The 26,544-nt window shown below is 59.5% G+C and carries 17 protein-coding genes and 2 pseudogenes; 10 read left to right on the top strand and 9 right to left on the bottom strand.

Going from position 1 to position 26,544, the window contains the following annotated elements; genetic code table 11:
- The first annotated feature begins 289 nt into the window (after nt 1-289).
- Complete coding sequence (locus tag AC6JA3_RS22385; protein WP_497920756.1) at nt 290-2,452, top strand: amylo-alpha-1,6-glucosidase; 2,163 nt, start codon at nt 290-292, stop codon at nt 2,450-2,452.
- A 51-nt stretch (nt 2,453-2,503) separates the two neighbouring features.
- Here AC6JA3_RS22385 and pmfR read toward each other — a convergent pair whose 3' ends face one another.
- Nucleotides 2,504-3,940, bottom strand: a complete 1,437-nt coding sequence (pmfR, locus tag AC6JA3_RS22380; protein WP_497920755.1) for a transcciptional activator PmfR — start codon at nt 3,938-3,940, stop codon at nt 2,504-2,506.
- 225 nt (nt 3,941-4,165) lie between these two features.
- On the opposite strand from pmfR, the gene AC6JA3_RS22375 reads away from it, so the two are divergent.
- From AC6JA3_RS22375 to AC6JA3_RS22360, 4 genes are all read left to right on the top strand, one after another.
- Complete coding sequence (locus AC6JA3_RS22375) at nt 4,166-5,434, top strand: flavin monoamine oxidase family protein (RefSeq protein ID WP_497920754.1); 1,269 nt, start codon at nt 4,166-4,168, stop codon at nt 5,432-5,434.
- Complete coding sequence (locus AC6JA3_RS22370) at nt 5,431-5,781, top strand: cupin domain-containing protein (protein ID WP_497920753.1); 351 nt, start codon at nt 5,431-5,433, stop codon at nt 5,779-5,781. The genes AC6JA3_RS22375 and AC6JA3_RS22370 overlap by 4 nt, the downstream gene beginning before the upstream one ends.
- 60 nt (nt 5,782-5,841) lie before the next feature.
- Nucleotides 5,842-7,410, top strand: coding sequence for an aldehyde dehydrogenase family protein (locus tag AC6JA3_RS22365; RefSeq protein ID WP_497920752.1), 1,569 nt, complete (start codon nt 5,842-5,844; stop codon nt 7,408-7,410).
- Nucleotides 7,411-7,634: 224 nt separating this feature from the next.
- On the top strand, nt 7,635-9,032 hold the full coding sequence (locus tag AC6JA3_RS22360) for an NAD-dependent succinate-semialdehyde dehydrogenase (protein ID WP_497920751.1): 1,398 nt from the start codon (nt 7,635-7,637) through the stop codon (nt 9,030-9,032).
- A gap of 444 nt (nt 9,033-9,476) precedes the next feature.
- Here the strand turns inward: AC6JA3_RS22360 and AC6JA3_RS22355 are convergent, their stop codons facing one another.
- The 3 genes from AC6JA3_RS22355 to purU form a co-directional block, all read right to left on the bottom strand.
- A complete protein-coding gene (locus AC6JA3_RS22355) occupies nt 9,477-10,412 on the bottom strand; it encodes a bifunctional methylenetetrahydrofolate dehydrogenase/methenyltetrahydrofolate cyclohydrolase (RefSeq protein WP_497920750.1) in 936 nt (311 codons plus the stop codon).
- Between the two features lie 97 nt (nt 10,413-10,509).
- The gene (locus AC6JA3_RS22350; RefSeq protein WP_497920749.1) at nt 10,510-12,984 is read right to left on the bottom strand and encodes a GcvT family protein; all 2,475 of its coding nucleotides are present in this window, start codon (nt 12,982-12,984) and stop codon (nt 10,510-10,512) included.
- A gap of 55 nt (nt 12,985-13,039) precedes the next feature.
- Entirely contained in the window at nt 13,040-13,903 is an 864-nt protein-coding gene (gene purU / locus AC6JA3_RS22345; protein ID WP_497920748.1) for a formyltetrahydrofolate deformylase, read from the bottom strand.
- A 685-nt stretch (nt 13,904-14,588) separates the two neighbouring features.
- Between purU and AC6JA3_RS22340 the strand changes: the two genes are divergently transcribed.
- From AC6JA3_RS22340 to AC6JA3_RS22320, 5 genes and pseudogenes are all read left to right on the top strand, one after another.
- On the top strand, nt 14,589-16,058 hold the full coding sequence (locus AC6JA3_RS22340) for an APC family permease (protein WP_497920747.1): 1,470 nt from the start codon (nt 14,589-14,591) through the stop codon (nt 16,056-16,058).
- A 663-nt stretch (nt 16,059-16,721) separates the two neighbouring features.
- On the top strand, nt 16,722-18,071 hold the full coding sequence (locus tag AC6JA3_RS22335) for a flavin monoamine oxidase family protein (RefSeq protein WP_497920746.1): 1,350 nt from the start codon (nt 16,722-16,724) through the stop codon (nt 18,069-18,071).
- Between the two features lie 365 nt (nt 18,072-18,436).
- Complete coding sequence (locus AC6JA3_RS22330) at nt 18,437-18,592, top strand: hypothetical protein (RefSeq protein WP_497920745.1); 156 nt, start codon at nt 18,437-18,439, stop codon at nt 18,590-18,592.
- 424 nt (nt 18,593-19,016) lie between these two features.
- The gene (istA, locus tag AC6JA3_RS22325) at nt 19,017-20,234 is read left to right on the top strand and encodes an IS21 family transposase (RefSeq protein WP_497920744.1); all 1,218 of its coding nucleotides are present in this window, start codon (nt 19,017-19,019) and stop codon (nt 20,232-20,234) included.
- A pseudogene (locus AC6JA3_RS22320) lies at nt 20,234-20,483 on the top strand (ATP-binding protein); the annotation flags it as partial. The gene istA and the pseudogene AC6JA3_RS22320, both read left to right, overlap by 1 nt.
- 181 nt (nt 20,484-20,664) lie before the next feature.
- On the opposite strand, the gene AC6JA3_RS22315 reads toward AC6JA3_RS22320, so the two are convergent.
- The 5 genes and pseudogenes from AC6JA3_RS22315 to AC6JA3_RS22295 all read right to left on the bottom strand — a co-directional run bounded on the left by AC6JA3_RS22315 (nt 20,665) and on the right by AC6JA3_RS22295 (nt 26,515).
- Nucleotides 20,665-21,417, bottom strand: a complete 753-nt coding sequence (locus AC6JA3_RS22315; RefSeq protein WP_497920743.1) for an Abi family protein — start codon at nt 21,415-21,417, stop codon at nt 20,665-20,667.
- Nucleotides 21,402-21,677: pseudogene (locus AC6JA3_RS22310) on the bottom strand (Abi family protein); the annotation flags it as partial. The gene AC6JA3_RS22315 and the pseudogene AC6JA3_RS22310, both read right to left, overlap by 16 nt.
- 952 nt (nt 21,678-22,629) lie before the next feature.
- Nucleotides 22,630-23,820, bottom strand: coding sequence for an endo-1,4-beta-xylanase (locus AC6JA3_RS22305; RefSeq protein ID WP_497920742.1), 1,191 nt, complete (start codon nt 23,818-23,820; stop codon nt 22,630-22,632).
- A gap of 437 nt (nt 23,821-24,257) precedes the next feature.
- Nucleotides 24,258-24,494, bottom strand: a complete 237-nt coding sequence (locus tag AC6JA3_RS22300; RefSeq protein ID WP_223948826.1) for a hypothetical protein — start codon at nt 24,492-24,494, stop codon at nt 24,258-24,260.
- 176 nt (nt 24,495-24,670) lie between these two features.
- The gene (locus tag AC6JA3_RS22295; RefSeq protein WP_497920741.1) at nt 24,671-26,515 is read right to left on the bottom strand and encodes a glycoside hydrolase family 3 protein; all 1,845 of its coding nucleotides are present in this window, start codon (nt 26,513-26,515) and stop codon (nt 24,671-24,673) included.
- Nucleotides 26,516-26,544 lie beyond the last annotated feature (29 nt).

Genomic DNA, 26,544 nt, shown 5'->3' with positions numbered 1-26,544 from the left:
CCAACAAAGGCTTTACGCACCCTTTCCTGACGCGTATCTACGACCAACCTGACGTCAGGTTAGGGTGTGCTCTAAGCGGACTGTGCGTAGCGGCATCGTCAGGCCATCTCTAGGTCCCTCATTCCTGATTGAGAAGCAGCGGACGCGGCTTTCCCGTGCCCAGTCGCACCTCATCGGGCTATGGTGCCGGGAGGAAGTCTGGCGTAGCGTCAATTACAGCGACGAAGGCTTCATCGGGACTCGAAGTCTCCGTAGGTTCCCAACTGACCAGCCGTCGAAGGGACAGCACGTGGCTGGATGGAATGCCGATACGTTGGCAGGTACGCCGGGATCTGGAGCCGTTACCTTGGTGGCGGGTTCGTCTTTCTGTATCTCTTCTCCGAATGGGGACATGGATCCGGCACTTCCGCACGGATTGTTTGTCCATGACACGCGGATCATCTCCTGCTGGAGTCTCACGATCAACGGATTGGCTCTCGAGCCTCTGGCTTCAGGGGGAAAGGAACCCTATCGGGCCCAGTTTATTGGCCGTGTTCCTCGAACCGACGGCCATGCGGATAGCTCTCTGATTGTCGAACGGCTGAGGGAGGTGGGTCAGGGAATGTTGGAGCGGATCACAATTCGCAATTATTCGTCAGAGCCGTTCCATTGTGTCATTCGGTTTAGCGTAGACGCGGATTTTGCTGATCTGTTCGAGGTTAAGGAGGCACGGAGTCAGCGCCGCTGGGACAAAACCCACCAAGCGAACGAAGATTCACTTCAAATTTGGGCGGCTTGGGAGGATGTCCGCAAGGGCGTTGACATTAATGCCGCCGGTGCTGTGGTCGAGCCTCGGTGTGTGACTTATCAGGCGGTCGTTTCATCGCGTGATTCCTGGACCACTGGCCTGACCATTGTCCCGGCAGTTGAGGGAAGGGCGTCTCTACCGTTCACAGGATCGGATGAGACGGGCTTTTCCCCGGAAGATCGCCGCCGACAGGAGTGGGTAGCTAAGATCCCGGCAATGCGTATGGGCAACAGGTCTGTTGAACGCACTTTACAGCGCAGCTATGACGATCTGGGCGCTCTGAGGATTGAAGATCCTGATCAACCCGAGCGGGTTGTTGTGGCGGCTGGCGCGCCGTGGTTCATGACTCTGTTTGGGCGTGACTCGTTGTGGGCTTCTGAGATGGCGCTTCCTGTGGACCCCTCACTCGCCCTGGGCACCTTGCAAACCCTTGCCGACCGCCAAGGCAAGGCTGTGGACCCGCTGACGGAGGAAGAACCTGGAAAGATTCTTCACGAAGTCAGGCTCGGTGTTTCAAGTGGATTGTCGTTGGGTGGTAAGTCCGTTTACTACGGCAGTGTGGACGCCACGCCCCTCTTCGTGAACACCATTGGAGCGCTTAGTCGTTGGGGCTTTGCCTCGGATACGGTCGCTGCCCTGCTGCCGCATGCGGATCGCGCACTGTCCTGGATTCGCGATTACGGTGACAAAGACGGTGATGGCTTTGTTGAATATGAACGGCTTAACGAGCGGGGACTGATCAATCAGGGCTGGAAGGACTCGTGGGATGGCATCAACTTTGCCGATGGGACTCTCGCGGAACCTCCCATAGCACTGTGCGAAGTGCAGGCCTACGTTTACATCGCGTATCTTTCGCGTGCTTGGATGGCTTACGACGTTGGCGATGACGCTCTGGGGTCCGAGCTGGCGGAAAAGGCGGCACGGCTTAAGAAGCAGTTCAACGAACAGTTCTGGATCCCGGAACGGGGCTATTATGCGATTGCGCTGGATGCAAAGAAGCGGCAGGTTGACGCGTGCGCATCGAACATGGGCCACTGCCTGTGGATGGGGATCGTGGATAAGGATAAGGCGCCCTTCGTTGTCGACCGTCTGATGTCGCCAGAGATGTTCAGTGGATGGGGCGTACGGACTTTGGCGAGTGACATGGGGGCCTTCAATCCGGCGAGTTACCACAATGGATCTGTGTGGCCGCACGACAACGCGATCATCGCCACCGGTCTCATGCGATATGGATTCGTGGCGGAGGCACAGCGTATAGCCGTAGCTCTTTTTGAGGCGGCTGAGTTTTCGGATGGCCGTCTTCCCGAGCTGTTCTGCGGATTCAGTCGGGATGTATTTCCGCAACCCATACCTTATCCCGCGGCTTGTTCGCCCCAGGCGTGGGCTGCCACGACCCCCATACACCTGGTCATGAGTCTGCTGCGCTACGACGCCCATGTTTCCCGAGGGGGCTTGTGGATGGACCCGGCTATTCCGGAGTCATTTGGCGATCTGCACATCACCAACGCACCGACGGGCAGAGGTCCCATCACTATTGACGTCATCGGTTCTGAGGCGGCCGTTCAAGGGCTGCCCGAGGGCTTGACGTTTCGGCAGGGCCATCGACCATGGATGACCGAACTGGTGGAACAGGCGCGCCTTTTCGGGGAAGGTCGGCCACGATGACCAGGCTGGGGCTATCGGGGCAGCTGGCTGGCGATCGCAGTAGTTGGGGCCTTACCGGCGAAGCGATGATGGTTCTTGGGCATCGCTCCGCGGGTGGGAAAGCCATGCCTGGTATGCCAGCCAGAGTGCGGCGAAGTCCGCTGAGGTCGAGGTGTCCCGTCCGGTTGTCTCTTTGATTTTGGCGAGCCGGTAAGACAGTGTCTGTCGATGGATGCCCAACTCTGCGGCGGTTTCGTTCCAACGGCGGTCATTTTTCAGGAAACTAAAGAGAGTCTCCCGTAGGGCTGTTGTTTTCGGGTCCAGGTCTGCGAGACTTCCGAGTACCTGCCGGACAATACTGTCTGCTTCTTTTCTGGATCTTGCGAGAAGCGAGACGGGCACGCCGGTGAAGTCGAGCCAGTTGTCGTTGGCTCCTGCGGCAGAGAGGACCTTGTGTGCTTCTTCGGCGGCAACTTTTGCGTCCCGGATGTCTGCATATGAGGAGGACGCTGCAGCTCGAATGTCGAGTTTTTCGAGAATTTCACGAATGGGGTGCAGCGCTGGTTCAGGAACGAGCACAAAGAAAGAGTTCCGTCCGGGCCCGGCGAGGACGGGCAGAGCCGCGATCGAAGCTGCGCGGTTTATCTTCGGACCCTCCTCCGCATTGAGAGCTACCATCTTGTAGCCTCCGACCATGTCTGCGGGGTTGAGGACATCATCGATTTGTTCGGGGATACGCCCTTCCAGGATTGTTTCCAGCATGTTCCTGGAACGTTCTGCCCGCTCATGGATGGCGTTCAACAGTTGGTTTACTGCCACGTCAACGACCTGCAGGATGTGGATCAACAGGAAGCTGCTGATGTCCTCTCCAGGGTATTCTCCGACGACCAGCTTCGCTCCACGCCCGCCAGGAAGAGTGTATGAACGTTCGCGACCATTTTCTCCCAGGGCAGGCAAGGCAGGACCGTCAATAATGGTCAGCCCTGTTTGCGTGTCCACGACAGTGAGTCGGGACCTTAGGAGGTCTTGAAGATCGCTTATGAGGCGCTTGGGGTCTGCGTGTGCGTACGTTGATAGTTGGTAGAGCTTGCTGAGTTTCAGGACCTGGAATGTTTGCGTGGTGGCTGTTGCTGCGGCAACGGTACGGCCAATGGCGGCAAAAGGCGTTTCCTCGTTAGTTAGGAGAACGGGAAAACCCAGTCTGTCAGCTTCGTCGAAGAGCGCTTGGGTCAGCGACGGAAGGCTGGGGTGGTCGCCGAGGGCGACACCCGCCAAGCCGGCCTCGTTAAGCTTGCGGACAAACGCGCTCTGTTCCTCGGCGGTATGAGGAACGCACAGACCCACAGTCATGAGTAGTTCGTGGGGGCCAAGCCAACGTGCCGGGTCGCTGAGTTCGCAGCTATGAGCCCAGAGTACTTGACGGTCAAGTCCGCTGGCCCCGGCCAGAACACGTGTTCCTAGGCTCTGCGTATCGACTAGATCGTTGACGGTTAGTACCGACTGTTCCATGCAATGAAATATACACCTCTACTAATAGAGGGCAAATTTCTTACATTGGTACGATTCTTTGCGGCTCTTTGCGTCACTATCGTGAGTCATACGACAACACCTCATCAAAGGAGATGACTCCGACATGGCCGCAGATATTGCACCGATGTCCGCGCTGAGGACTGCAGCGAGGGGGAGCTGTGTCATGGCTTCCATTGGCCTGATGCACGCGATGGAGGCCGCATCATGAGCCTCCTCCGCGAAGGTTCGCGCATCGCGGTGCTGGGAGCCGGGCTTGCTGGCTTGGCAGCTGCCACACAGCTAGAAGCTGATGGATTCAATGTCACCGTTTTCGAAGCTCGCAAACGTGCGGGTGGGCGCGTCTGGTCACAAGCAATCAGGGCCGGACGCGACGAATCTTGCATCATCGAACGTGGCGCTGAATTCGTATTGCATGGCTACACGACGATGCAGCGTCTGCTTAATTTGACTGACTTGTCCCTCGTTGACACTGGCATGAGCTACTACGTTCGTGAACTGGCTGACACCCCAGGGATCAGCACGCAGGATGTGGTTGAGGCGGGAAGGGCAGCTGCGGCCATCGCCCGGACCTACCCATCACCACCATCGGCAGAGGAAGTTCTCCAGCGATTGGACGGTAACGGACGGCTCGTGGATGCACTTCGCGGACGTATCGAAATTTCAACCGCTGTCGCAGCAGACCAGGTCAGCGCTGACACTCTTGAGCACATCGCCTCTTTCGAGCCGCGTCCGAGTTGGAGGATCAGCGGCGGAAACCAGGAACTTCCTAACGCCCTCGCAGCCCGCCTTGGCGGCTCTGTGCGCTACGAGGAGACCGTGCGAGCTGTGACGGACGTCGGCGACGAGGTGCTCGTTGAAACATCAACTGGTAGTGCCGCCTTCGACGCCGCCATCGTAGCGCTCCCGCTGTCCATCGTGCGCGACCCTTCAACTGTTGCCATGTCCGTTCCGGAGTGGAAGACCAACGCACTGAACCGGGTATTGCAAGGGGATGCCGCCAAGCTTCATCTCCCCCTGCGGTCAGTCCCGGCAACCAGCGCGGTGATGTCAACCAACGGCCGCTTCTGGACATGGACGGCCCTGGGCAATACCGGCACCGTTGCTCCGGTGCTCAACTCCTTCATGGGATCACCTGGCGCCTTGGACCGCGCACAAGGCAATGGAGACTTCAACGCCTGGATAACCCATGCCCGCCACATCCGCCCTGACCTGGACTTCAGCGAAAGCGGCGCAGTTGCCACTATATGGCGTAACGATCCCCTTGCGCGCGGCGCGTATGCGGCTTTCGCCCCGGGGGGAAAGCAGGATTCAGAAGAACTGGAACGACCTGTGGGTAACCTGTTCTTCGCTGGCGAGTACGCGGACCCGGACTTCACGGGCCTGATGGAAGGCGCGCTACGCAGCGGCGAACGGGCGGCGGTCAGGATTCGGAATGCTGTCCAAGGCCTCAAAGTTGACGCGGTCAGCGCATGAACGCAGCCGTATTAGCGACAGACGATATCCACTGGCCCGGGCAGGTGGCCATCAGCCCGGAACGCGTCCTCTCAGGGGACCCTTCGGCCAGCACCTTGGTTTTGTACAGCGACCCGGCAACGGAAGCTGGCCTCTGGAGGGTCACCCCTGGCGAATTCACCACCAAGCTGACTGGCTACACGGAAATCATTCACATCGTTGGCGGCCAAGGTCAACTGGTTGATGACCAGGGGCACGAAACCAACCTGCAGGCCGGAATTGTTGTGGTCCTCCCTGAGGGCTGGGCGGGCCGCTGGAAAGTGCAAACAGAGCTCATTAAGTCCTATTCGATTGTCCGGACCAGGTAGAGCCGCCAGCACGGTGCTCCCCATTCTTTGCTTTCACATAAACAACGTAAGGAACCACCCATGAATGCCAACCTCGAATTCGCTCGAGTCAGTAACACGTTCTTCCACGACGGAGAATACGTTCCCGTATCGCAGGGCCGCGATGTCGTGGACCCTTCCAACAACAAAGTCATCGGCCAAATGGCCGAGGTCGGCCACGACGACATTGAAGCCGTCGTGGCCACCGCCAATGCTGCGCAGAAGGCATGGTACGCCCGTACGGCACTCGAGCGTGCCGAGATGCTGCACGAAGTGGCAGCGGAGATGAAGAAGCTCGCACCCGAAATTGCCGAACTACTGACCCGTGAAACAGGCAAGCCGTACAAGGAGAGCTCCGACGAAATGGCTTGGTCAGGCTCTGCAGTGGACTACTATGCAGAACTGGGCCGGCACTCGATTGGTTCGGTTCTTGGCACCTCTGTTGTCGGTCAGACCCACTACACCCTGAAGGAACCCATGGGCACGGTGGTGAGCATCCTTCCCGCGAACTTCCCCATCCTGTTGTTCATGTGGTCAGCGGCCGCTGCCTTGGCAGCTGGTAACTCCGTGATCGTCAAACCCTCAGAGAACGCCTCCCTGACGACTCTTTCCTTCATGCGGGTCTTTCGGAACCTGCCTGCTGGTTTGGTCCAGTGTGTCTCCGGTGGTGCCGACACGGCGAAGCAGCTCGTTTCCCACAAGAACACTCACATGATCGCCTTCACCGGAAGTGTTGCGACGGGACAGGCCGTTTCACGGGCCTGTGCTGAGCACTTCAAGCCACACCTGATTGAGGCGTCAGGCAGTGATGCTTTCCTGGTCATGCCCTCTGCCCCCATGGATGTCGCCGCCCGTGCAGCTACCTTTGCGTCCTTCTTCAACGCCGGCCAGGTATGTACGTCGGCGGAGAAGATCCTCGTCCATGAGGAGGTCTATGACCAGTTTATGGACGCTTTTATCGCCAATGTGAAGCAGCTGCGGGTTGGCCACGGCCTTGACAAGGTTGATTTCGGACCGATGGAAAACGCCCGCGAGGTAGCCCGTGTTGAGCAGCTGGTGGCCCGGGCTGTCGAGCAGGGCGCCACCGTCACGATCGGCGGAAACAGGTTGAACCTGGGAGGGGAGCTGCGGGACGGGTTCTTCTACGCCCCCACCATCTTGGAGGACCTGCGCCCGGACATGGATATCTTCACCACTGAGGTATTCGGTCCAGTTGCTCCGGTGTATAAGGTCTCAAGCTTTGAAGAGGCCTTGAAGGTCGCCAACGACTCCCCGTTCGGTCTCGGCGCTACCTTGTACTCGAAGGACGTCGAAGAGATCACCCGGGCCACCAACGAAATTGTAAGTGGCATGGTGTGGGTCAACGCACCGATCCTCGACAACGATGCAGGCCCGTTCGGTGGCCGCAAGATGTCCGGTATCGGCCGCCAGCTCGGCGCCGAAGGGCTCGACACCTTCCGTCACACCAAACTCGTCATGATCGATCCGGCAGCCTCCAGCCACGACTTCTGGTGGTTCCCCTATCGGGACAAGGAAGCCTGGCAGGGTGCCCAGATCAGCGAAGAAGCCACCGTCCAGAGTTCCCACCGCTACGCAGCCGCTGGAGCCTGACCCTGCGGCACCTGAGGTCATCGGACCGCAGCCAGTTCTCAACCTTGTTGACACGACTGGACGGATGACCTCCCGGGTGCAACGGAGCTGGTGAAACCAGCATCTGCTGCCGTCGTGTCCTGACTGGATTACCTAGCCAGAACACGGCGGCAGTACTTTCCCCACGGTTGCCCGGACTGGTCCAACACCGGGACGTTTATCCCCTTTCGCAAAGGAAGAAACCCATGATCTCCTCGATCAACCCGGCGACGGGCACACAACTTCAGACATTCGATTCGCACTCAAATTTCCAGCTGGACGGGATCCTTACTGCCGCCGTTGACGCGCAGCAGGCTTGGCGCTTGGTACCCGTTGAGGATCGCGTACAGATCCTCCGCAACACGGCCAAGGTTCTGCGTGAAAACGTCAACGAATACGCGCATCTGATCACGTTGGAGATGGGCAAGCCGATTTCCGAGGCACGGGCCGAGATTGAGAAGTCAGCCGGCGCCGCGGATTTCTATGCCGACAACGCCGCAAGGTTCTTGGATTTCGAAAGCATAGATGCCGACGCCAAGGAAAGCGGAGTGGCCTACGAGCCGCTGGGCGTCGTGCTGGGCATCATGCCATGGAACTATCCGTTCTGGCAGTTCTTCCGCTTCGCACTGCCGGCGCTGGCGGCCGGGAATGGCGCGATCCTCAAGCATGCGAACAACGTTCCCCGGTCGGCATTGGCCGTCCAGGACATTCTCGACAAGGCAGGTTTGGCCCCGGGTCTTTGTGCTACGGTGCTGATCGAACCAGAGAAGGTCGCGGCGGTAATTGCCGACGACAGGATCGCCGCGGTCGCGCTCACCGGTTCCACTCAAGTCGGCGCAATTGTCGCCTCCCGGGCCGGAGCGGCCCTCAAGAAGCAGGTCCTCGAGCTCGGCGGGTCTGATCCATTCATCGTTTTAGCCGACGCGGACATCAAAGACGCCGCACGGACCGCCGTTAAGGCACGCTTCACCAACGCGGGACAGGCATGCATCAACGCCAAACGATTCATCGTCGATGAAGAGATCGCCGACGAGTTCGTGGCCGAGTTCGTGATCCAAACCAGGGAACTCGTTCTTGGCGATCCGCTGGACCCAGCCACGGACATCGGACCCATGGCCCGGGAAAACCTTCGCGCGACCCTTCACGATCAGGTACAGCGCACGCTGGAGGCAGGAGGACGGCTTCTACTGGGTGGAGAACTGCCAGAGGGGCCTGGGTATTTTTACCCGCCAACGATCATTGACCGGGTTGTTCCGGGGCAGGCTGCCTTTGACGAAGAGACCTTTGGCCCGGTCGCGGCCATTACCCGCGTCTCATCGACCGAAGAAGCAATCGTCCTGGCAAACCAGACTGAGTTTGGCCTGGCGGCGTCCTTGTGGACCCGGGACACGGACAGAGCTAAGGCAGTCGTGCGCCGACTGGATGTCGGTGCGGTTTTCGTCAACGGCATGGTGGTCTCTGACCCGCGCTTACCATTTGGTGGGATTAAGAAATCGGGGTATGGGCGGGAACTCGGCCGCCAGGGAATCCGCGAATTCACCAACATGAAGACCGTGTGGATAGCTCCTGACGCGGTTGGGGCGGAGGGGACATGGGGGCAGTGAACCATCCTTTGGCCAACGAGATCTCCGACTGGAAAGACCTAAGGCCGGGTCAACCGGTTCAGGTGGACACCGGCGATGGCCAAGTCACCAGGGCAGTTGTGGATACGCTTTTTGGGGATGGAACATTGTCTGGCTCCGCTTCGAACTCATCGGTTCACGGTCTCTGCACCTGCGGGAAGATCCCCTGACCCTGTACGCGATCTGAAAGTCCGAAAGCTGCAGCGCCGGCCCTAACGGCCGGCGCTGCAGCTTTTAATGCCGACTGTCCACAGCAGAAGGCTGAGGCAGAGACGACGGATGCCCCGTTCCCTGGGGCGGGGCATCCGTTGTGGCAATTTATATTTCTGAGCCGTCGGTGGTTCGTCGTGGGCCTACGCGCGGGTTGTGTGGGTGAGCTTATTGCGAGTGACGCCACAACGCCTGCCCAAGACGAAGTCGTCGCGTTTACTGGCCGTTCGGAGTTGTTCTTGCGGCTATGTCCACGACGTTGACCAGGAGCATGGCCCGGGTCATGGGACCAACGCCACCGGGATTTGGGGAGTACCAGCTGGCGACTACCTTGGCACCGGTCTCGACGTCACCTTGCAGCCTGGACTTACCTGTGACCTCGTCAAGTGCCCGTGACACTCCCACGTCCAGAACAATCGCCCGGGGTTTGAGTTGGTGGGCTTTGACGATCGCGGGCACGCCCGCTGCGGCAATAACGACATCAGCACGTGCGATCAGTTTGCCCAGGTCAGCGGAGCCAGTATGTGCCAGGGTAACCGTCGCGTTGATGGCACGACGTGTGAGCAACAGGCCCAAGGGCCGTCCGACGGTTACGCCGCGCCCGATCACGAGCACTTCCAGACCCTTCAAGGCAATGTTGTGCCGTTCGAGCAGCTCGACAATGGCGCTTGGTGTGCAGGGGAGGGGAGAATCGATGGCTTCTCCGACGTTCAGGACAAGTCGGCCGAGGTTGGTTGGGTGCAGTCCGTCGGCGTCTTTTTTGGGGGCGATCTTTTCCAGGACGGCGTTCTGGTTGATGTGTGCCGGCAAGGGAAGCTGGACGATATACCCGGTGGTGGCAGGGTCTTCATTGAGCTCCGAGAGGACTGTTTCGAGCTCTTCTTGTGAAATGTCGGCTGGAAGATCCCGGCGGATCGATGTGATTCCGACCTCAGCGCAGTCGCGATGCTTTCCATCTACGTAGGAGTGGCTTGCCGGGTCGTCTCCGACGAGGACCGTGCCCAGCCCGACGGCGATGCCCGCGTCCCTGAGCGCGGCGACGCGTCCGGCGAGTTCTGCCTTGATAGTTGCTGCTGTGGCTTTGCCGTCGAGAACGCTGCCCGGGCCATGGAGGGCAGCGGATTCTTCACGTTCTAGCTGATTCTCTGACAATGGTCAGTCCTTTCGTGTGGCTTATAGGGCTCCGGTATCCGGGGCCATGGCGGGGGAGTCCGCAGTTCCTGAGGGGATTGCGGACTCCGCCGCAGTGTTAGTCGCGCAGGCGTTCGCCCTTGGGATCATAGAACGGACGACGGGAAACGGTGGCTGGGTAGAGGCGTCCTTTGCACCGGACTTCGAAGGAACCGGAAAGGTCTGCCTCGGGGTCGATTGCTGCTATGCCTACGGCGCGGCCGAGTGTGTGTCCGTAGCTTCCGCTGGTCATCCTGCCGACGGGGACGTTGTTGCAGTAGACGGTTTCGTCATGGACGAAAACTGGTTCTGGATCGTCGATGGCAACGTACACCGTGCGATGATCGGGTTTGGTGGGGTCGAGTTTCAGCAGTGCCTCTTTGCCCACGAAGCCGCCGGGTTTATCCAGGGCAACGGTGAAGCGAAGACCGGCCGAGTAGGGATCGTCAATGGGGCCGATGTCGTGTCCGAGGTGCCGGAATCCCTTTTCGCTTCGGAGCGAATCGAGGGCATGGTATCCGGCCAGTCGGATGCCCAGATCCTGACCGGCGTCCCAGAGGGCGTCGAATATGTTCACGGCCAGGTCAGCACTGGGGTATAGCTCGTAGCCGAGTTCACCGACGAAGCTGACCCGGAGGCTGTAGGCGTAGCCGTCGGCGATTTCAACGGTCCTGCCATGGGTGTATTCCTGGGCGTCGTCGGACCAGTCCTCTGGTGAAATCCGGGAAAGCAGTTCACGGCTTTTCGGTCCCATGACTCCGATCGTGGCCAGGGCGGCTGTGCAGTCGAACACGGATGCGGCCCGGCCCTTTGCCAGTCGCTTCAAGTAGGCGTGGGTCTTTTGCTGTGTGAAAGAGGGAGTGACAACGAGGAAGCGGTCCTTTTCGAGGCGCGTGACGGTGCCGTCGAGCTCGATTCCGGCAGCGTCGTTGAGGAACAGGGTGTAGACCGCCTTGTTCACCTCAACGTCGACGTCGGCGGTTGAGGCTTGCTGGCACACAGCCAGCGCGTCCGGCCCCGCCACCTCGAATTTCGCGAACGGGCTCAGGTCAAAGAGCACGACTCCTTCGCGCGCGGCTTTGTGTTCCTCGGCGATGCGGGAGAACCAGCCGGGACGCCCGTAGCTGTAGTCGTAGGCCGGGTACGTTCCGGGCTCGCCGTACCAGTTGGCGCGTTCTCCACCGTTGACCTCGCCAAAGCATGCTCCGAGTTCGGCCAGCCTGGAGTGCAAGGGTGTCCGGCGTACGTTCCGGGCTGTGTCCATTTGCAGGTTGGGCCAGTGCATGGCGTAGAGGCGGCCGAGGCCTTCCTTGGTGCGGGCCTTGAGGTACCTGCGGCTGTTCTGGTGTCGGGAAAAACGCTGCACGTCCACGCTGAATGAATCGAAACGCGTCGTCCCTGAGATGATCCAGTCTGCGAGTTCCTTGCCTACGCCGGGGGCATAAATGATGCCTTGGGAATTGAAACCTGCTGCGACATACAGATTTGAGACCTCAGCGGTCTCTCCGAGCGCGAAGTTCGCATCGGGGGTGAAACTTTCGGGAGCGTTGAGAAAGCGGTCGTATCCGGCTGCCGCCAACGCGGGGACGGTCGTTTCGGCCTTCGCCCGGATGGGAGCGAAATGGTTCCAGTCAGGGTCGAATTCAGCGAAGCCTGCCTTGGAGATTTCCTCGACCGGGCGGGGCAGCCCGTCGGGTTCGAAAGCGCCCACCAGCAGCCGGCCTTGTTCATGTCGCAGGTAGTAGCTGCCATCCAGATCGCGGAACACCGGCAGTTCCGGCGCGGCTCCATCGATCTGCCCGGACCTGACATGCACATGTTCCGCTGCATACAGCGGAACATGAACGCCGGCAGTTGCGCCCAACTCCCGTGTCCACAAGCCACAAGCGAGGACCACACGATCACAGTGGACGGTGCCCTGATCAGTGAGGACGCCGACGATCTTGCCGTCTTCTTGCAGGATCTTCTCAACCGTGACACTCTCACGGATCTGGGCGCCCAAATCGTGAGCGAGCTTGGCGAGGGCTACGGTGGCGTGACCCGGGTTGATGTGTCCGTCTTCCGGCAACAGGAGCGCACCCAGGACCCCTTCATGGCTAGCCAACGGCCATACCTCCTTGAAGCGGTCTTCTGTGAGCCATTCCGTGGGGACGCCTTGCTGGTCAGCTACGTCCCTGGCATAGAGCAGTTCATCAACCCGGCCGGGAGTGCGGGCGACGCTGAGTGAACCGGACCTTTGGAAAGACACGTCAATCCCGGACGTCTGCTCCAGATGGGTGTAGAACTCCAAGCCGTACTTTGCCAGCTTGGTCATTGTGGATGATCCCCGGGCACCCGTTACGAGGCCTGCCGCGTGCCAGGAGGTGCCGCTGCCCAGGACATTGCTTTCAATCACGAGAATGTCGCTCTCGCCCGCAGCGGCCAGGTGGTACGCGATGCTGCTGCCTACAATCCCGCCTCCCACGATGACCGTCCGGACCCGAGGCGGGAGCGGATCGCGGGAGGTCTCAGTGAAGGCTTTGGCGCTGATGGAGCGGTCGACGAGGCGGTCCATGGTAATTCTCACTTCTGTTGGGATCGGTGCACCGCTAAGGCGCAAGGGTGGTTCGTCAGTTGAAAACAACGGTGCGGTTGCCGTTCAGCAGGACCCGTTGTTCGGCATGCCATTGCACGGCACGTGCCAGAGCAAGGCGCTCAGCGTCTTGTCCAGTAACTGCCAGTTGCGCCGGGCTGTAGTCATGTCCAACGCGAAGCACTTCCTGCTCGATGATGGGTCCTTCATCAAGCTCGGCGGTCACGTAATGAGCGGTGGCGCCGACCAGTTTCACACCGCGGTCGAACGCTTGGTGATAGGGCTTGGCACCCTTGAAGCCGGGAAGAAAGGAGTGATGGATGTTGATCGCCTTTCCTGCGAGCTCACTGCAGAGGTCATCGCTGAGCACCTGCATGTAGCGGGCCAGAACGGTCAGATCGACCTGGTGTTCAGCGATCAAGGCGACGAGCTTTTCTTCTGCTGCCGCTTTGGTCTCGGGTGTCACCGGGATGTGGAAAAACGGGATGCCGTGTGTTTCTGCTACAGGCTGGAGTGTTTGGTGGTTCGAGGCGATGAAAGGGAAATCAACTTTGAGTTGCCCGGACCGCCACCGGAACAGCAGGTCGTTCAGGCAATGTTCAGCCTTGGAGACAAGGAGCGCGACCCGGGGCCTGACAGTCGTGTCCGACATGGTCCAATTCATGCCGAACTTGTCGGCCGTCGTCTGGAAAGCTACCTTCAGCTCACCAATGGCGACCTTGGAAGGGTAGGTAGCTTGGACGCGCATGAAGAATCGGTTGATCGACGAGTCATCGAACTGCTGGCTGGCGAGAATATTGCAACCGTGTTTGACCAGGAAGCCTGAGACAGCGTGGACGATACCGACAGTGTCTCGGCAGCTGAGGGAAAGAATCACTTCTCGGGTGGTGTCGTGCTCCACAGTACTCCTAGGGATTTCGGTGCGTGGGCGGGGCCGTCAGAAGCACCCTCGTGTAATTGGCAGAGAGCACCGGATGGACAGGCCGTATCCGGTAGCTGAATAGATTCGAACTTATGCGAGCAATGCCGTCGCAACCATACTAAAAATGCCACAAAAGATGATGCTTTTCATATCAATGGCTGATCAGTTGAATCAAGTGGGGAGGTTAAGTGATTCCGGTAAAGGGATGCTCAACCCAGCGCGCATCTCCCGTCCAGTACGCCGCGATCCATACAGCACCGTTAGCGTGAGCATCCCCTCCCGAATCGTTTCCCATGCCACCCGGGGCGTGGAGGCCATAAACCCGTTCGCCTTAGGTCCAACTCCACCGGAGTGCAGGTGCTGATTTAGACATAAGTATGAAAAAAATCAAAGATATGTAACTTGCCACTATTGGCCCGCTGTACGCCACGTGGTCTTCTTGACGTAAGAAATGAGACCCAGCACACATTCGATCAGCCGGTACACCACTAACGGCGCCGGGGCTGACCTAGAGAACACGACCATCAGTTGATCCTGAAGAGCGTACGGGTAGGCAGCACAGACAACATGTCGAGACGCAGCCTGGCCGGTAATGCCGGCATCGACTGCATTCCCTCCGCAGCAAGGCCCGGCTTACCCCGGCCATAATTTTTGGAGCATAGAAATGACAACTGTGAACGAACAGAAAGAAATCCCTGAATCGCCTCCTGGGGGAGCGGCGACGAAGCGGCTTACCGGCAATCTGACAACGTCGGGGATTGTCTTCACCGTCCTGGCCTTCAATGCGCCTCTTACAGTCTTCGTGGGCCTGATACCCTTCATCATCGGCTCCGGGAATCAACTCGGGACCCCCGTCACATACTTGGCAGCGTGCGCGTTGGTGCTTTGCTTCGCTGTCGGATTCACGAGCATGGGCAGGCGCCTGTCCAATCCAGGTGCGTTCTACGCATATATCACTGCAGGACTTGGCAAACCGCTCGGACTCGGCGCGTCGTTCCTGGCCCTGCTGGCCTACTTCTTCTTCCTCGCAGGCGCGTTCGCATTTGGTGGCGTATCCCTGGAGTCGTTGGTGACGGACGTCTTCTCAGGACCTGACATCCAGTGGTGGGTGTACACCTTCGTCTTGATTGCCATCGTCGGCGTCCTGGGTTACGTTGAAATTTCCCTCTCCGCCAAAATACTGACAGTGTTCATGATTTTCGAAGTTGTCATCATCGTCGCCTTCGACGTAGCTTCGTTCGTGAATGGCGGACCGGAGGGCGTGAGTGTCGCACCTTTCCTGCCGTCGAACATTTTCTCCGGGAACGTGGGTCTGGCCGCCCTTCTGGGCGTCATGTGTTACGCCGGTTTTGAGGCAACGGCGGTCTTCCGCGAAGAGGCGCGCAATCCAGAACGTACGATCCCGCGGGCAACTTACATCTCCATCTTGTCCATGGGATCCATGTATGCGATCAGCGCCTGGGCACTCATCAACGGAGTGGGGGCAAGCAGCGTCGTTGCCGCATCTGCAGAAGATCCAAGCGGAACCGCCACCGGGGCCGTCGCACTTTACCTTGGCAAGATCGCCTTCGACGTCGTCCTGGCCCTGGTGTGCACCAGCATTTTCGCGGCCATGATCGCCACGCACAATATCAGCGCCAGGTACATGTACTCCCTGAGCATGGACCACGTCTTCCATGCATCCCTACGGAAGATCCACGCAAAGCACGGTTCCCCCCATGTGGCCTCACTTGCCACGAGTCTTGTCGCCCTGGTCTTTATCGCCGTACTGGCCATTGCCGGAGTAGATGGAACCTCCTTGTTCGGCATTCTCGAAGGAATCGCCGCTTATCCTCTCATCCTCCTAATGCTTCTCACCAGCGTCGCTGTCATCGTCTATTTCCGCCGGAACCCCCAGTATCAGGTGGGTGCATGGAAGAGCTTGCTGGCCCCTGGTTTAGCGGCAATCGGATTTGCGGTGGTAGCCGTGATCGGCACTCAGAACATAGCCCTTCTGATCGGGGGCAATGAGGTCTTGGCTGGCATTCTACTCGCGTTGTTCTATGGTGCGCTCATCGTAGGCATCGCTCTCGCGCTCATCTATCGCAGGACGAAGCCCGCGGTCTACGCCCGCATCGGACGGCAAGAAGCTTAAGGCCGGATACTCGTCCTCGCGGACTGGGAATCTATGAATACCCGCTGAAGGGCCAGCGCCGACGCGTAAGCGTTAGCCTGGCCCTTCGGCCATGTGTGCAGCTGAACGAACCCACACAGGCGGGACCCGCCCAGTGCCAGGCCTGCAGGACGTGCTGAATGCGCAGCGACCAGGGAAGTCCAGGACGACGCTCCTGACTAGTACTCATGCTGGATAAAGTTCCGCAATTCTTGCAAACGTACTATTCGAAGGCTTCTCGGTTGAGCGTAAGGTGAATCACATCGAGCACTACCGAAGGAGATGACTTTTAGTCTGAGCCACACCCCGGTGCTGGCTCCTCACACAGGCGAGCGGACTCGAGATAACGGGACTACCTTTAGAGCCCCAGATCATAGGCCGGCCACTTCTTAACGAGCTTCGCGACGAAGCGAACGAAGTATCCACCGGCCCACGGCCAAGGACACCCGGCCGTGGTCCGGCTGAAGGCAGACAACCCGAGATGAGAGTTTGCAAATACAGAACCGAGCAGAAGGCCACCCTGGTCCTAAACGGCGCTAACCGACGGGACCATGAGTCTGCCACACCTGATCAACAAACGTCCATGAATTGAATGCCAACCGGCTGGCCTATTGCCGGAGCAAGAATAAAGAGGAGATGACCATAATGGAGTCATTTGATGTCGTTGTCGTCGGATGCGGATTCGCAGGCGCAATTGCCGCCCGCGAATCACGGGCCGACGGGAAGTCCGTGCTTGTCCTGGAAGGGCGCGACCGCCTCGGCGGCCGTACTTGGTACAGAAAGTTCCGTGGAACGGATCAGGGAGTCGAGATCGGCGGAACCTGGGTTGCCCCCGACCAGCAGAAGTTCGTGCACGCGGAGCTGGAACGCTACAACCTGCAGACCTTTCAAAGCCCCGTAGCGTCCAGCTTCGGGTGGGGCCTTGACGGCGAGATGCTGAACACTGCATTTCCGATCCCGGCCGACGAATGGGCCGCGTTGGAATATGCCATCGTACAAATCGACAAAGACGCCGAACGAATCCGTTTTTACGAAGCGCCCCTTGGACAGCCCGGATTGGAGGACTTGGACATTCCATTCTCAGCATACGTAGAGGCACTGAACGCCCCGGCCAGGACGCGGGACTTCCTTCTGGCTTGGCCAACGTTCTATTTCGGGGCCTACCCTCACGAGCTTTCAGCTCTTCACGTGATCTCCTGGGTCAGTGGCTTCGGCAGCTCCGTCGGTTGGTACACCCTGCTAACTGACAAGTTTGTCGGAGGAACGAAGAATCTCATCGAACACATCCTCGCCGAAGCTGAAGCCGACGTGCGATACAACACCGCTGTGTCATCGATCGCGGATGAAGGTACACAAGTACGAGTCGTCACCCGAGACGGCCAGACCATTCTCGCTAGGTCCGTCATCGTAACTGCTCCTGTGAACACCTGGGAGCGAATCAACTTCGCACCCGAATTGCCCGACGCGCACCGCGCCATGGCCATCGAGAAGCAGGCAGGGCAATCGGTAAAAGTCTGGGCACTTGTGCCAACGTTGGAAAAGGACTTCTACGGCATCGGAATGGACACCACATTCAAGTGGATTGCCTCGGAATACACAACCAACGACGGGACCTACCTTTGCTGCTTCGCCAGCGCCGAAGCAGACATTGATGCAACTGACATGGACGCCGTCACCGATGCGGTACGCCAATTCCTTCCCGAAGCAACCGTCCTCGCCGTCGACTCGCACGACTGGAACAAAGACGAATTCTCCCTGGGAACGTGGATGGCCTACCGGCCGGGCCAGGTCATGAAGTACTCAAACCAGCTTCAGGTACCTCACGGTCGTGTTCACTTTGCAAATTCTGATCTGGCGTCTGGATGGGCCGGTTGGATTGACGGGGCAATAGAATCTGCACTCCGGGCGGCAAGAGCCTCGAACGAGCTGTTGGCATCCGACGGAAGCGCTCACCCTGTGGGCTCTCCAGAGAAGTTAAGAATTTCCGCTCCGTAGGCAGAACGTGAGGTTCGCAGGTTCCAGTCCCCTTGCAGACTTACTCCACTTGCATGCAGGCGAAGAGTACCTGGGGCAGGCTCTGCACCCTAACCGGTTCTCGCCCCTGATGGCATCCTGCAGAAGCCTTAGACCCCTGGTTCGGCGTCACCTAGCCGAGACGCCGAACCATCGGAACAGGCGGTCCCATGGGCATGAAAAACACTATGCATCTAGTGGTCCTGCAGAGCGTCCATCAGGGTCGTCCGCTTTCATCCTTACCTCCGAACGCAGAGACCGTCAGTTAATCCTTTACGAATCGATCCAACCAAAAACCCACCAGGAACGAAATGGGAAGGCCAATGCTCCGCATCTACTATGCCGTCATGGCATTACTCCTCGCCGCCGGCATCACTTGCGCCGTCTCGGCTGAGTCAGTGCAGGCTCTTTCAGCAGGAATTGCAACCCTCAGCATCGGTGCGGGAGGGCTCACCGCCGGGCTAATGACGCAGCAACTAAAGGCACCGAAAATCAAAAAGTAGGCGCGTCGGGCACCATCAAAGGACAAGCACACGAATTGCCCCTAGCGGATATGTTGATAATCAGCGTCGGGTGATCCACCCAGATCGTCGCCGACTGGACCAGGTCCTGCGACCCGACCCTTCGCTTGAGGGCATACTTTCCACTACTGACAACGCCATGTTGTTCTTAGAACCTGACTTGACAGTTGCTAGGGAAAAATCCTGGCGGGTTCAATCCACTCCGGTGTGCTATGACTCGAATTGGGTCTAGATAGTGCAAGGAACTCAGAGCAGGTGGAATCCGTCTGGAGTCAGCAACTGGTTTTCCGCATGTTGTGTTGGGCGGGTGCCAGATGAACGCTTCCGGGATGGTGTCGGCGACGGTCGAAAATTGAGCCATTGTGACGGTTGAAAACTGAGCCACCTGTTCCAAACGATTGGGTGGGTGATCACTGTGGAGGATTGGGCGCTTATTCGGCGGTTGCATCTCGCCGAGGGTGAGTCGATGAGGTCGATAGCCGCACGGCTGGGTATCTCGAGGAATACGGTGGCCAAGGCCGTCAGAGCCGAAGGGCCGCCGGTGTATGTGCGCGCGCCGCAGGATTCCGGGATTAAGGCAGTCGAGCCGGCTATCCGGGCCTTGTTGAAAGAGAGTCCGCGGATGCCGGCCACGGTAGTGGCAGAGCGGGTGGGGTGGACCGGGTCACCGGCCTGGCTCAGGGAAGACGTGGCCAGGATCCCGCCGGAGTACGCACCACCGGATCCCGCGGATCCGATCAGTTACGAACCGGGCGAGCAGGCCCAGTGCGACTTGTGGTTCCCGGAGGTGCGGATCCCTGTCGGGTCCGGGAAGCCGAGAATCCTGCCGGTGCTGGTGATGGTGTCTTTGCATTCGCGGTTCATCATGGCGCGGATGATTTCCTCCCGCACGACCGGGGATCTGCTCGCTGGGATGTGGGAACTCCTTGGTGGCTTGGTCCCTGTTCCGCGGCGGCTGATCTGGGATAACGAGACAGGCATCGGTCGCCGGAACAGCTTCGCGGCTGGGGCCGCTGCGTTCGCCGGGGTCCTCGCGACGAAGATCGTGCAGGTCAAGCCCTACGACCCGGAATCCAAGGGAGTGGTGGAACGGGCCAACGGGTTCCTTGAAACATCATTCCTGCCAGGTCGGTCCTTCGCCTCGCCCGAGGACTTCAACGCCCAGCTCGGCCAGTGGCTGCCCAAGGCCAATGCCCGGCTGGTCCGGCGGACCGGGGCCCGGCCCACGGACCTGCTTGCCCAGGACAAAGCGGCGATGTTGGCCCTGCCTCCGGTCCCGCCCGTGACAGGGTTCGCTGCCAGGATCAGGCTCCCACGGGATTACTACGTCCGGGTGGTATCGAATGACTACTCCGTCCACCCGCAGGCCATCGGCAGGTTCGTCGAGATCACCGAAGACCTGGACACGATCCGCATCAGCCTGGACGGCAGAACCGTAGGCGATCATGCCCCGGTCCTGGGCACCGGCTTGACGATCACCGACCCGGACCACGTCGACGCCGCCCGGACCCTGCGCAAAGCCTTCCAAAACCCCGTACCCGCCGCGGACGCCGCAGGGCTGCGGGACCTTGCTGACTATGACCGCGCGTTTGGGATCGACCTTGATGACGAGCAGGTCGCGTGATGCCCGGGACCAAGGAAACAGTCGGTCAGATCGAGTACTACTCCCGGGCAATGAAAGCACCCCGGATCCGGGAAGCTGCCACCCGTCTCGCTGAGCAGGCACGAGAGACCGGATGGACCCATGAGGAATACCTCGCCGCGGTCCTTTCCCGGGAAGTCGCCGCCCGTGAAGCCTCCGGAGCCGAAGCCCGTACCCAGGACCGCGGGGTTCCCGGCCCGTAAATCGTTGGAGGACTTCAGCTTCGACCACAGCTTTAGACCAGCGCTGACAGATGGCAACGTTTTTCCTTGCCAGGCGCCTTTGACGCCAGGTTGGGGGTGATCCATGGAAGAACTCTCGCACATGTCGGCCCCGCACTCCGAAATTTTGGGCTTCGTCCAGCCAGGGATCAGGTCCGGAGGCCGGGCAAGCTGTTCCGACCTCCTGATGGTCAGTTCAGCCTTAGTCCGGACATCCCTCCGTCGACTGCCAGACGCGTTCCGGACACTAGGAATGCGTGACGGAACCGGCCGCCGTTTTGAAGCACTCGTCCTCTCAAACGCCGACAATTGTGATTCCGTAGGTTACTTGGGCTACCGGAGGGACACGGCTGTTGGTTGGAGGCTAGCTCCAGAGCGGAGATGCGGCCCAATCGGGCGGGGCGCCGATGTGCGAGATGGGGAGCAACTGTACATCTGGGTATGAGCGTAGAACGGCTGGAAGCAGCTGGTGCCGCCCGATATCCAGGCTCCGGAGCATGTGCTGGATGAGAGTGAGCTTGCCCGAAGGTTCGGTTCATCTCGCGGCGGGCTTGATCGAGCTCAGGCAGCCGGCCAACGCTGGGAAGTTTTGGCTTGATTGCGTGGACCTTGTTGAAGAGTCTTCCGTGATGGGCGCAGATGTTCCTCACGACGTTGAGCGATTTCATCCATGACTCCAGCTGGGGAGCGGTCAGGCCGAACTTGTCCGCGATGTCGTCCTGTGTCTGCCGTGGGGAGACACCGTACAGGTAGGTGAGCGCTCCCCAGTCAAGTATTTCTACTGCCGCCCATATGGGGAGAGTTCCGCCGTACTTTGAGTGGTGGTGCTTGACAAAGTCTTCCTTCGAATCATCGAGGCTCTTCTTGTACCGCTGTAACCACGTGGCGTAGGAGGGTCCGTGGGTCGCCCGCGGCCCAAAAGCGCCGGCTTGAGGTGTGCGCATTCATCGATCGCCCCAAGGGCGTGCCCGAGCAAGGCCCGCAATGCCAGCTCGATCGGTGCCAAAGACGCGAAGGTTGCTGTTCGGAGACTCGCATCAAAGCTATACAGCTTCACGACGTCAGTGAAGGTTGTCCCGGCGTAAAAGCTGTCGTCACGTCCTGCAGATCCCTGTTGCCTGAACGGATACCAATACCCGCTGAGACGGTAGTAGTTGATGTGCTGAAGCTGCTTGATCGCAGCCTCCCTGTCCCCGATGCCCATACCCCGGGAAGCCAGAAGGTCGACCTGCTCGTCGTAGGTCATATAGGCCTTAACCGGTGCGGGCAACTGAGCCTCCTGCTCAGGAGAAAGTGAAGACCGGCCCTGGACCTACCGAAGTAGGCGGAACCGGTCGTAGTGCTTCAACTATATCGGGTTTCCCAATTCAGCTCCATTCGAGTGAAGCCTGAACTCCCCTCGAAGTAGTGCTCCGTTCGCCGCGACGCCCGCCGGCGTCAGAGTAAGTTCACTATGTCGCTTTATTGACAGTGCCTCATGCTGTTCATAGACCCCACCCTGACAGGTTTCACAAAGATGGATCGGGTGGGATACGACGAAATCTCGGAATAGCCTAGGAAATCTAGGATTGAACAGGCCCTGATCGAACCCGCGGTTGCCACCTCTCAAGTTGTGAGCAGACTGCCGCAAAGAAAGTGCGGATAGGTCGCACGAACGCCAAAGTCTTCCCTCGTCAGAAGGCTGTGAAGTCAGGTTGGGGTGTAAATGCCAAGGCGGGGGCTTCTGGCCAAGACGCTTCCTCTGATACTTATGCTTTGGCCGCGGCACGGGACTGTGTGCATAGCGCGGGGCTGAAGCTCGGAGAGTGCGGAGAACCGTCGTCGCACCTCTCCAACCTGCGCGTTACCAGGGTGAGCCCGGCGGGAGTCCTACCCGGGTCGGAGAGCGTCATTGGGTGGTGGCGGACGGATTCCAATTTGCTGGCGACGGCCTGGCTTCCCAGCGTCGACTAGACCCTAGCTCCCATTTCACTGCCGGCCGACTCGACTGAAGGCTTACTACTACGAGGGGATGAGATTTCCGGGCGCCATCACCCCTTGGATGCTCTACCGCTGTGCAGGAAGGACACTCGTTGTGGTGCGTTAGTGCGACCACGCACCACAACGGGTGTCACCGGGCGGCCGGTGCACAATCAGCTGCCGCGTCCATTTTGGGACTACAGTTGCAAGTCGCTGGTGTTGGAGGGTTTGCTGACAGGCTGCTTGGGTAGTTTGCCGAGCGGGTACTTGAGTGGTTCCGTCTTCTCGACGTAGTTCCGCAGGGCATCACGAACGGCGAAGTACGCCGGCTTGGGGTTGTAGTTCTCGTCGAACAGGCACGGTTTCGCTCCCGGGAGCCATGTGTAGAGGTGCTTGTCCGTGAAGCCCCAGACGCTGATTTCCTTGATGCCGGCGTTGAGCGCGTCAGTGACGATGTTGCCGTAGATCTTTGCTTGGGAGACGGGGTCGTATGTGTGCACGTCCAGTTCCGCGATGGAGACTTCGAGTCCCAGGCCGTGGAAGAAGTTGGTCATCTCGGTGATGGCTCCGGGCGGAGGCCCCTGGAGTGTTTCGTGCATCTGCAAGGCCACGCCGTTGATCGGCACCCCGTCGGCAACGAGACCGGAAACGAGGTCGTACAGTTCCTGCCGCTTCCCTGGGAGTGATTCCACAAGGTTTTCGTTCAGGAACAGCTTGGCCTTCGGGTCCGCATCATGGGCGATCCGGAACGCGTCTGCGATGTAGCCTGGGCCGAGGGCGTTGTAGAAGTCGTTGTGCTGAAGGCCCCCACCCATCGTCTCCAGCGCCTCGGTTACGACGTCCCAGCGGTCCATCTTGTTCTTGTAGCGCTTCATGATCGTATTGAAGTGATTGACCATGGCGGCGCGGAACGCGACAGGGTCATTGACCTTAGATACAAGGTAATCGGGGTTGCAGCAACCCGAGATCAGGCCGTGGCCCTTGACCTGCATGTCGTTCGCTTTACCGAAGGCTGCCAGTCGGTCCAGGCCCTCGAAGTCGAAGATGCCCTCTTGCGGCTCAACGAATTGCCACTTCAGGTCGTTCTCGGGGGACAGGCTGTTGAACTGCTCGGCCAGCACCTTCGCGAACTGAGGTTCTGCCAGGTAGTTCGAGGGCCGGCCATCGGCTGTTGATGTCATGCCCTTGATTGAACCGGATCCGATGATGAGGCCAGCCTTCGCGGCCTCCTCCCGGAGCGAGCCGATGCCACCCTCGGCCCCCACTGCGGGAAGCACGTCTGAGGTTGGGCTTGGCGTCGTGGCGGTTGCAGCCTGGCTGGCGAATGCCGACATCGTCAGGCCAAGACTGACCGTGGCGAGCATGGCTAGAGTTTTTCGCGTCTTCATTGGGGCGAATTCCTTCGAGTAAGTGACTGCCAACAGCGCGTTCGGCCGCAAGGTGACTGCTCGAAATACGAGCCAGCTTCCGGTGCGCTGGGATGGTTTCTGACCCCGGGTGGGGACAGCCGTGCCATTCCGCCGCGGCCGGGTAAGGCGGCGGCACCGAGTTCTGCTTCGGTGGTGAAAAGGTAACCCGAAATTGTGACGAGTGCAACAATTTCCTTTGTTTGCTTGCCTGCGCACGTTGATTTGAAGCGCTGAAGACATGCGTGGGGTTCTTGCGCAGGGCGCGGGGGTCAGGGGGCCCGATCCGGAGGAAGAGGCCCCTGATCTGCCTCCCGAGGTTCAGCGCGGAACCTGTGAACCCGCCATTGTCCGTGTCGTCGGGGTCGGTGCAGTCGTGTTCCGGACGTGCTTTCCTGGTATGCCGATTGCCTTGGGGTCTATCTACTGGCGTCGTCGTGTCGCTGGCGGATCAACCCGAAGGGGACAGCGGGATGAGCACGCACGATATATCTGCCCGTCTCGATCCGTGTCACGAGGATCCCTATCCGGTGCTTGCGTGCGGCCTTCTGCACGACGGATATCGCCTCTTCCAGAGCGTTATCCACCTCAGAGGCGTCCTTGACCTGTACCTCCAGCATGCCGGGCTGTTCCAGCTCTCCGGTCGTGATTTCCATGTGTTCCTTTCACCGCACCGATTGCGGCGGTGCGAGGCGAAGCGAGGCGAGGGGCGCTACGGCGGACGCATGCCAAGCTCGATGCAGCATCCAGCGGTTTGCAGGGGAGCCGGGGTCAAGAGCCCTTGGACTGGTGGGGCGTCGGGATGAACGGGTGGGTGCCCCGAGGGAGCCGTTTACAGAAGTGCTTTGTGTCCGGCCGGGTAAAGACATTTATCGGCTGCGAGGCCAGTGTCCGGAGCGACGGTCTGGACGTCATTCATTGCCATTGGCAGTGCGATTGGCAGCCGTCCGACTGGTGTGATTTCGCCACTGAGGACCCGCGATAGTGCAGAATCGGATACTCCAAAACTGGCCGTGAGCGCGGATGTGATCGTTGAGATCGGGGTAAGGATGGCGCCGCGGTCAAGGGCGACATCCACGATCAGGGGTATGCGGGAGGATATCGCGTTCAGTCGGTAGATGAGGCCGGGCCGGAATTCGAGCCCTCCCTGGTGAAAGAATGATTCGAGGAAAAGGTCGTCTCTGGCGTCGAATGGTGCGGCGATTCTGATAATTGCTAGATCTGCTTCCTCCGGCGTGGGGACGATGGTTCCGAGCGTGCCGGCTATGGCGGGATCGATTCCCTCTATGTAGAGACGTTGGCCCGGCGCAACGGGAAGGGTCGGTTCAGTTCCGTGGAGCTTGTTCTCGAGGACACAAACGGAGCGTGATTGCGCCAGCTCGCCCGCGGCACGGTGTTGCGGGCTGCCAACGACGCGGGCCGCTGTATCTTCGTCGACGAAGGGGTTGTCGAAAAGCCCAAGCCGGAACTTCACCAACAGCAGTCGTCGAGCCGAAGCGTCGATCCGGGATTCCGCGACGAGACCTTCATCGACCAGGCTGCGGAGGATTTCGACGCATTCTTCGCCGCCGAACTGGTCCGCTCCTGCTTCAAGGATTTTCAACATGCGGCCCCGGGCGTCGAGGTGTTCTACTCCCCAGGCCCGGGCAGGTAGGACCTGGTCGCCAATAACGTTGTCGTTGACCAGTTCCCAGTCCGTCACAATGACACCTTCAAAGCCGAGGTCCTCGCGCAGGAGTTCCTGAAGTATCTGGCGGTTGTAGCCGAAACCTACTTCTTCCACCGGTTGCCCGTTTATTTCAAGACCCACCGGCATCCCGTAGTACGGCATGATGGCCGCGGTGTCATGCTCGATGGCAGTCCTAAAAGGTGCTAGATGGTCTTCGAATCGGCCGCCCGGGTACACCTGTTCGCGGCCGTAGGGGAAGTGGGCGTCCTCGCCGTCCTTTTGCGGTCCCCCGCCCGGGAAGTGTTTAGTCGTGCAGGACACGCTGCCGGGACCGAGCGTGGCGCCTTGGAAGCCGTCCAGGTAGGCGGCCGTATGGGCTATGACCCGATCGAGGCGGGAACCGAAAGTTTGCAGTTGCCGCCCCCATCGGGGTTCGGTGGCTAAGTCGATTTGCGGGTGAAGCGCAGCACGGATTCCGACCGCAGTGTATTCGGCACGGGCGACCTCGGCGAAATGGCGGGTGGTTTCAGGTTCATCGATCGCAGCCACGCCCAGCCCTTCCGGCCATTGCGAAAACGGGCCTGCGGAAAATCCGACGCCGACGTTTTCGGCGAATGCGTGGCGAGGGTCCGTGGAGATTGTGACGGGAATTCCGTGAGGCGTTTGAGCTGCGAGTTTTTGCAGGGCGTTGTTCCACCGGGCGGCTTCGCGTGCGTCGTCGAGTCCGTGGACATTGAAGTGGGTCATGTTCTTCGCCAGAACCACGACCGAGGTTGGTGATTTGCTGATGTGCCCGGCTGTCTCCAGCAAGGAGCCGCCTGGTCCTGATTCGATGACGGTCTGAAACATGAGGCCGATTTTTTCGTCTAACGAGAGCCGGTTGAGAAGGTCTTCGGTGCGCTCTTCGGGTGTTCTCCGCGGGTCCTCAAAGGGGTCCATGATCCCGTTCCCGTTCAGGTCGCGGTACTGGATTCCGTCAGGTGTTGTTGCCAGATTTAGGTGGGTCATGTGGATCCTCTCCTGGATGGGCGGTTTTA

It is taken from the genome of Arthrobacter sp. TmtSoilC79, assembly GCF_059739405.1.
Note: the sequence above shows the minus strand (reverse complement) of the source record. Positions and strands in the feature narration are given on the sequence as shown.

Bases quoted from the DNA above. Each gene is read 5' to 3' on its own strand.
- AC6JA3_RS22375 (WP_497920754.1), top strand. From the start codon at position 4,166: ATGAGCCTCCTCCGCGAAGGTTCGCGCATCGCGGTGCTGGGAGCCGGG.
- AC6JA3_RS22360 (WP_497920751.1), top strand. From the start codon at position 7,635: ATGATCTCCTCGATCAACCCGGCGACGGGCACACAACTTCAGACATTC.
- AC6JA3_RS22370 (WP_497920753.1), top strand. From the start codon at position 5,431: ATGAACGCAGCCGTATTAGCGACAGACGATATCCACTGGCCCGGGCAG.
- AC6JA3_RS22315 (WP_497920743.1), bottom strand. From the start codon at position 21,417: ATGCGCACACCTCAAGCCGGCGCTTTTGGGCCGCGGGCGACCCACGGA.
- AC6JA3_RS22350 (WP_497920749.1), bottom strand. From the start codon at position 12,984: ATGGACCGCCTCGTCGACCGCTCCATCAGCGCCAAAGCCTTCACTGAG.
- AC6JA3_RS22330 (WP_497920745.1), top strand. From the start codon at position 18,437: ATGGCATTACTCCTCGCCGCCGGCATCACTTGCGCCGTCTCGGCTGAG.
- AC6JA3_RS22300 (WP_223948826.1), bottom strand. From the start codon at position 24,494: ATGGAAATCACGACCGGAGAGCTGGAACAGCCCGGCATGCTGGAGGTA.
- AC6JA3_RS22295 (WP_497920741.1), bottom strand. From the start codon at position 26,515: ATGACCCACCTAAATCTGGCAACAACACCTGACGGAATCCAGTACCGC.
- AC6JA3_RS22365 (WP_497920752.1), top strand. From the start codon at position 5,842: ATGAATGCCAACCTCGAATTCGCTCGAGTCAGTAACACGTTCTTCCAC.
- AC6JA3_RS22335 (WP_497920746.1), top strand. From the start codon at position 16,722: ATGGAGTCATTTGATGTCGTTGTCGTCGGATGCGGATTCGCAGGCGCA.
- AC6JA3_RS22340 (WP_497920747.1), top strand. From the start codon at position 14,589: ATGACAACTGTGAACGAACAGAAAGAAATCCCTGAATCGCCTCCTGGG.
- pmfR (WP_497920755.1), bottom strand. From the start codon at position 3,940: ATGGAACAGTCGGTACTAACCGTCAACGATCTAGTCGATACGCAGAGC.
- AC6JA3_RS22305 (WP_497920742.1), bottom strand. From the start codon at position 23,820: ATGAAGACGCGAAAAACTCTAGCCATGCTCGCCACGGTCAGTCTTGGC.